The organism is Geminicoccus flavidas, assembly GCF_009806515.1.
In the GTDB taxonomy this organism is placed as follows: Bacteria; Pseudomonadota; Alphaproteobacteria; order Geminicoccales; family Geminicoccaceae; genus Geminicoccus; species Geminicoccus flavidus.
In genome coordinates this window covers 1-5,501 of the sequence record NZ_WUJP01000793.1, presented here as the reverse complement: position 1 = coordinate 5,501, position 5,501 = coordinate 1, and the positions used below count along the sequence as shown (strand labels likewise).

Genomic DNA, 5,501 nt, shown 5'->3' with positions numbered 1-5,501 from the left:
CTGGCCGGGGTCCCGATCCTGGCCCCGGCCCGGCGCAACGAGGCCCGGCGCTTCATGACCCTGGTCGACGTGCTCTACGAGAACCGGCGGCTGCTGCTCGTCACCGCCGCGGGCCGGCCGGACGAGCTCTACCCGGTCGGGGAGGGTGCCTTCGAGTTCCAGCGCACGGTCAGCCGGCTCATGGAGATGCAGAGCAGTGCCTGGCTCGAAGCTGCGGATTCGGCGGGCGGCGAACTCCTGCGCCGGGACTTCGCCCCGTTCGCGCTGACCTCGGACCTGAACTGAGCAGCGCCAGGCATCCGCGGCGGTGGCAGCGGCGATGAGGGCCAAAGCTGCGGGCAGGGCCGCGAATGGCATCGCCAGCACGATCATGGCCGGGCGCGCTGGGTGGCTCTGGCCAAGGCCGTCCCAGAACAGCCAGGCCGCGGCCAGGAGGAAGCCCGCGACCGCTGCCCAGGGCAGGCTGGCACCGAGCCCGCCGCTCACGATTGGCAGGACCCGGCGCCAACACCAGGCGACGGTCAGCATTCCGGCGACCGGTGCGGTGGCCAAGAGGGCCAGGAGCAGGGGCGACACCTGCTCGGGCACTGCCGTGCCGCTCACCGCACCCGCCCAGGCCAGCGCCCACTGGTTGAACGTGCCATGGCTGAACCAGGCGGCCACGAACGCCCCGGCGGCAGCGAGCCCGGCGGTGAAATGGGCCGGCAGCGAGACCAGGCTGCGTACCAGCAGGAGCGTGCCGTCCTCGCCCGTGCCTGCCAGGTAGAGCAGGTTCTCGTAGCTGCCGAAGCCCAGCGAGATCAGGATCGCGGCCTCGGCACGAGCCAGCACTGCTTCCACCGGCAGGCGCGGCGCCAGTACCAGCCACAGCGCCAGGCCTTGGCCAGTTCCTCCAGCAGTCCGGATTCCAGCCAGCCGCTGGCCAGCGTGGCGCCCGCGGGCGGCATGGCGGAAGCGAAGGGTGCTACGATCGCGAAGGGGGCCAGCAGCGGGGCCAGCAGCATGCCCAGGCCGAAGGCGTCGACGCGCTGGCGGGGCGTGGCGGCGTTGCCGGTGCGGGCAAAGGTCAGGAGTAGGAGCAGGCCCGGCATCGCCACCGCACCCGGCAGCCATAGCAGGCTGCTCATGGCAGATCGCCGCCCAGGGTGCCGACCAGGAGGCCCAGCAGTCCGGAGAGCGCCAGTGCCGCGGCCAGCACCAGCGCCGGCAGCAGCAGGGGGCGCAGGCGGCAGGGCAGGCCGACCCGGCCCTGGTCGGCCAGCACCGCCAGGACCGTGTGCGCCAGCACGAGGACCAGCGCGGCCGCCGGCGGCCAGCCGTGCCAGAGCAGCAGGAAGGGGGCGGCCAGTGCTGCCGCGGCTGCGGCCGGCAGCCCGGCCGACAACGCCCACCACCCGCCGAACAGGAGGGCCGGCCATGCGGCCGGCCTGATCTCGCCGCTCTGCGCCTGGTCGTCCATGGAGCGCCTTCCGCTGATCGCCTGCCGCATCGCTAGCTGGTTTCACTGCGCACGTGCGGTGCCATCACGGTTAACGCACATTAAGGTACCGTGGCCCGGCCCGAGGTGCTGCCGTGGGCACCCGCCGTCAGCCCACCTGGCAGAGCCGCCAGGGGCCGATGTCGACATGGAGGTGGTCGTGGTGGAAGCGGTCGGCCGGCGGGCCCAGCACCACGCGGAAGTGCCGGCACGCCGCCTTGCCGACCGCGCGCAGGAATCGGCCGGCAGCGTCGCGGCGGTTCCAGTCCCGTGCGACGTCGATGCGCCTGCCATCCGCCAGCTTGAAACCGCGCAGGTCGAGCGCACGCGCCGAAGCATGGAGGCTCGGCCGGCTGCTGTTGCCGGTCATCGAGCGGCAGGACCAGCTTCCGGCAGCCAGCACCTCCGCCACCGGTGTACCGGCCTCTGCCCGGGCGAGCCGGTCCAGCTCCGGCACGAAGCCGGCCCAGGCGGCCGCCATGGCGCAGGAAGTCTCCAGCGGCGGCACCAGCGCCGGCCCGGCGCGCTGGAGGATCAGGGGCTGATCCACGCCGCAGGCACCGCCCGGTGCGGCCGGCCAGGGGCTGAAGCGTGCGCCGGTGGCGGCGAGTGCTGCCATGCAGCCGGGATCGGTCGGGGGCGTGGCGGGCTGCCGGGTACCGCAGCCGGCGAGCACTGCCAGCAGGGCCAGGGCCGCGAAGCCGAGAGGGACGTGAAGACGAGCTTTCAGCATTAACGCAACGTTCACCGGCAGGGAGCGAAGATGGGGCAGGCGGCGACAGCCCACACCGGGTTGCGGCGCAGCCCGCCATCGCCATGCCCTGACTGATCGGAGCAGCCTTGTCCTTCCTGCGCCAGTCGTTTCGCCGGTTATGCCGCGGCCCGCTGCTCCCCTGGGCGCTGGTCGGGCTGCTCCTGGCCGCCCTGGCCTGGGCAGGCGGTGCGGCGGTCCTGGCAGCACCCGTGGGAGGTGCTCCGGCAGTGGTCGAAGTCGCGATCCTGCGGATGCCGGCCGCGCCCGCTGGATTGCCCACCGGACCGCCTGGCGCCGCACCTGCCACCGTCCGGCCAGCGGAGCCCGATGGTGCACGAGTAGCAGTGATCCTGGCCGGTGCCGGGCTCGACCCGGCCCTGGCGCGCGCGGCACTCGACCTGCCGGCACCGGTCGCCCTGGCTTGGTCCACCTATGCCGATCAGCCCCCGCTCTTCCAGGCGGAACTGCGCCGGCGCGGCCACGAGATCTGGTTGGACCTGCCGGTGTCGCAAGGCGATCCCGCCCGGTTCGACGCGGGCTCGCTGGCGATCTCGCCGACCCGGAGCGATGCGGACAATCTCGGCCGGCTGGCAGCCGCCCGTCACCAGGTTCCAGCACCTGCCGGCGTGCTGCTGGAGCCCGGTGCCTTCGGCGCGCGCCCGCAGCGGCTGCTGCCGGTCCTGGCAGCACTCGGGGAGCACCGGCTGCCGGTGGTGCTGCACGGCGAGTTCGCAACGCTACTGGCCCGGGAGGTCCCTGCGGAGGTCGAGCTGGCAGCAGGCTCCCTGCGGGTCACCAGCCTGCCGGCCAGAGTCGACGAGTTCCTCCAGATGCTGGGCGCGGCGGCCACGGCCGATGGACGGGCCCTGGGCGTGCTGCCGAGCCACCCCCTGGCGATTGAGCGCCTAGCGCGCTGGCTGCGCGGCATGTCCGCTGAAGGCTTGACGCTGGTGGCACCTTCGTCGCTCCTGCGCAGCCAGGTCGGTGTTGTGCCGGCCGAGGAAGGCAGGGCCGCTGTGGCAGCGAGCCGGCAGCACGAGGGATGAGATGGACGAGGAAGGCAGCTGCATCGTCACGGCCGAGCCGCTGGCGGGCTATCGCCCCTGTGTCGGGATCCTCCTGCATCGACCGGGCCGGGGTGTGTTCCTCGGGCGGCGGATCGATACGATGGTGGAGGCTTGGCAGCTGCCCCAGGGCGGGATCGACAGTGGTGAAACGCCGCTGACCTCGGCGGTGCGCGAACTGCGCGAGGAGGCGGGTACTGATGCCGCCAGCCTGGTGCGCGAGAGCGGGTGCTGGCGCGCCTACGACCTGCCGCCGGACCTCGCGGCAAAATCCTGGCAGGGGCGCTACAAGGGCCAGACCCAGCGCTGGTTCCTGTTCCGCTTCGATGGCGACGATGCCGACATCGATCTCGTGGGCCATGGCGAGGAAGCCGAGTTCGCCGAGTGGCGGTGGGCCATGCCCGACGAGGTCATGCGGCTGATCGTGCCGTTCAAGCGTGCGATCTACCGGCATGTGTTCCAGGAGTTCGCGCCGGAGTTGGCCTAGGCGGTGCGGCCGGCCGTGGTTCCGGGGCAGGGGGGAGGCCGGCGGGGAGCGCCCGCCGCCGCAAGCCGGCCGGGCGGCGCGCGACGGCTGGCGGCGCTGCTGCTGGGCGTCCTGCTGACCGCCTGCGGGCCCACCGCAAGCCCGCCGCCGCAGCCTCCACCATCGCCGCCGGCAGCCGTGGTCCCGGCGCCCGCGGTGCGGGCGGGTGACCAGGAACGGCTCTGCCTCGGGCTGCGGCAGGTAGTGGCAGCCTGGCCGGATGCGTTCGCCAGCCTGCGCGGCCTGGCGACCGGACCGGCCGGCTGGCAGGCTCCGCCGCTGGACGACGCGTTCGCCCGCTGCCGGATCGAGGGCAGCGGACTGCTCACCGCCAGCCATGCCTGCCTGGCTCGCCCCGGTGGCGTCGTCGACCGCGCGGTGGCGGCCGCGGGATTCGAGGCCACCGGTGCCCGGATCGAGCGTTGCCTGACCGAACCCGACTCGGCCGCGGTACGCCGCTGGGTCAGGGCCGGCACGGTCGAGCTCGCGGGCGGCGAGCGGCAGGTCCTGTGGCACGACGAGGCAGCCTGGCCCCGTCCCGCCGTGCAGCTCAAGCTGGAGGAGGACTACGACCAGCCGGGTGCCTGGCGCCTGCGCCTCGCGACCTACACCATGCGCTGACGAGGCCGGACATGAGGGCCGTGCCGGCCAGCGGGAGCGGCGGTCGGCGCATGATCAGCACGGGGCACCAGGGTGGATGGGACCTGGGGGACGAGCGCGTCCAGTCGGAAGTCGCCATGCGGCCCATGGTGGCGGTGCCGCCGCGCGAACGTCATCCCCGTGCTGGCGGCAGGTCCAGGGAAACCGCCGGTTACGGACCAGAGCCGGGCGTGATGAGGCCGGAGCTGGCTGGAGAAGTGGGGCAGTGGCGGATGTCGTCCCACCTCCCGTCACTGTGGCGCGTTTCTTACTAACCACACCCGCACCGCTGGCGGGCGGCGGAACCGAGGAAGCTGCCAATTGCGGATCTGGTCGGGCCGGAACCGAGCGAGCATGCAGGCGTCGACGGAAAGCTGCGTAAGCTCTCGTCCTGATGGTCCCGGCGGGCAACATTCCTCCACCCTGCGCCACAGGTGGTCGGCAGGATCGAGAGCCCCCTCTCGGTGGCCGAAGCCGATTTCTGTAGGCGCGACCTGGCTGAACTGGCTGGAGCCCGTGCATTCAGGCCGCAGCCGGCCATAGCTCGCCCCAGCGGCCGGCTCCGCCCGGCTGCGGCTCTTGCCAAACGGGATGGAACCGCCATGCTGCATGGCGACGATCGTCACGGTGGACGATGCGTGCACGGCTCATCGGTCGATCGAAGGCCTCCGCGCTTCATGCGCGCTGTAGCAGAGGTGGACGCTCATGAGCCCGAGACCTTCGGAGATCTGGCGCCGCGACTTCCCCACGCGCCCGAGGCCGCTTCGCTCCATCGGATACCTGTTCCAGCAGGGCCGTCGGCCTGGCGCCTTGCTCGCCCTGGCGATCTGCGGGATCGTCGCCGTGGCCTTGTGGGGCGAATCCGGCTGAGGCTCGCCTGTGCCGCCTGGCACGGGCGGTGGTGCAAACGGAGGCCCCGAACGCTGCGCAGCCGGTATCGCCGACTGCCCCGGCATGTGGATCATGGGTATCATACCACCTCCCTGAAGTCCTGCCCTGCTCAGGCAGGGATAGGCGGTGAGGCTGGTGCGCCTGCCGGTT

At 72.6% G+C, this 5,501-nt stretch carries 8 protein-coding genes; 5 read left to right on the top strand and 3 right to left on the bottom strand.

The features are described from left to right. The first annotated feature begins 54 nt into the window (after positions 1-54). Positions 55-285 (top strand): AFG1/ZapE family ATPase, encoded by a 231-nt coding sequence (zapE, locus tag EQG76_RS33620; RefSeq protein ID WP_235031519.1) that lies wholly within the window; start codon positions 55-57, stop codon positions 283-285. Positions 286-319: 34 nt separating this feature from the next. Next, complete coding sequence (locus EQG76_RS33615; protein WP_159716599.1) at positions 320-766, top strand: hypothetical protein; 447 nt, start codon at positions 320-322, stop codon at positions 764-766. A gap of 34 nt (positions 767-800) precedes the next feature. On the opposite strand, the gene EQG76_RS22780 is transcribed toward EQG76_RS33615, so the two are convergent. The 3 genes from EQG76_RS22780 to EQG76_RS22770 form a co-directional block, all read right to left on the bottom strand. Then, positions 801-1,127 carry a hypothetical protein gene (locus tag EQG76_RS22780; RefSeq protein ID WP_159716598.1) on the bottom strand — a complete coding sequence of 109 codons (327 nt, stop codon included), beginning with the start codon at positions 1,125-1,127 and terminating at the stop codon, positions 801-803. Continuing rightward, on the bottom strand, positions 1,124-1,459 hold the full coding sequence (locus tag EQG76_RS22775) for a hypothetical protein (protein WP_159716597.1): 336 nt from the start codon (positions 1,457-1,459) through the stop codon (positions 1,124-1,126). Before EQG76_RS22775 ends, EQG76_RS22780 begins: the two co-directional genes overlap by 4 nt. Before the next feature lie 127 nt (positions 1,460-1,586). Next, complete coding sequence (locus EQG76_RS22770; RefSeq protein WP_159716596.1) at positions 1,587-2,210, bottom strand: extensin family protein; 624 nt, start codon at positions 2,208-2,210, stop codon at positions 1,587-1,589. A 107-nt stretch (positions 2,211-2,317) separates the two neighbouring features. Here EQG76_RS22770 and EQG76_RS22765 point away from each other — a divergent pair, with 107 nt between their 5' ends. The 3 genes from EQG76_RS22765 to EQG76_RS22755 all read left to right on the top strand — a co-directional run bounded on the left by EQG76_RS22765 (position 2,318) and on the right by EQG76_RS22755 (position 4,442). Continuing rightward, positions 2,318-3,277, top strand: a complete 960-nt coding sequence (locus tag EQG76_RS22765; RefSeq protein ID WP_159716595.1) for a divergent polysaccharide deacetylase family protein — start codon at positions 2,318-2,320, stop codon at positions 3,275-3,277. Between the two features lies 1 nt (position 3,278). After that, positions 3,279-3,782: an RNA pyrophosphohydrolase gene (locus EQG76_RS22760; protein ID WP_159716594.1), complete on the top strand. Its 504-nt coding sequence runs from the start codon at positions 3,279-3,281 to the stop codon at positions 3,780-3,782. Between the two features lie 177 nt (positions 3,783-3,959). Continuing rightward, positions 3,960-4,442 carry a hypothetical protein gene (locus EQG76_RS22755; protein ID WP_159716593.1) on the top strand — a complete coding sequence of 161 codons (483 nt, stop codon included), beginning with the start codon at positions 3,960-3,962 and terminating at the stop codon, positions 4,440-4,442. The last annotated feature ends 1,059 nt before the right edge of the window (positions 4,443-5,501 follow it).

Bases quoted from the DNA above. Each gene is read 5' to 3' on its own strand.
- zapE (WP_235031519.1), top strand. From the start codon at position 55: ATGACCCTGGTCGACGTGCTCTACGAGAACCGGCGGCTGCTGCTCGTC.
- EQG76_RS22770 (WP_159716596.1), bottom strand. From the start codon at position 2,210: ATGCTGAAAGCTCGTCTTCACGTCCCTCTCGGCTTCGCGGCCCTGGCC.
- EQG76_RS22775 (WP_159716597.1), bottom strand. From the start codon at position 1,459: ATGGACGACCAGGCGCAGAGCGGCGAGATCAGGCCGGCCGCATGGCCG.
- EQG76_RS22780 (WP_159716598.1), bottom strand. From the start codon at position 1,127: ATGAGCAGCCTGCTATGGCTGCCGGGTGCGGTGGCGATGCCGGGCCTG.
- EQG76_RS22760 (WP_159716594.1), top strand. From the start codon at position 3,279: ATGGACGAGGAAGGCAGCTGCATCGTCACGGCCGAGCCGCTGGCGGGC.
- EQG76_RS33615 (WP_159716599.1), top strand. From the start codon at position 320: ATGAGGGCCAAAGCTGCGGGCAGGGCCGCGAATGGCATCGCCAGCACG.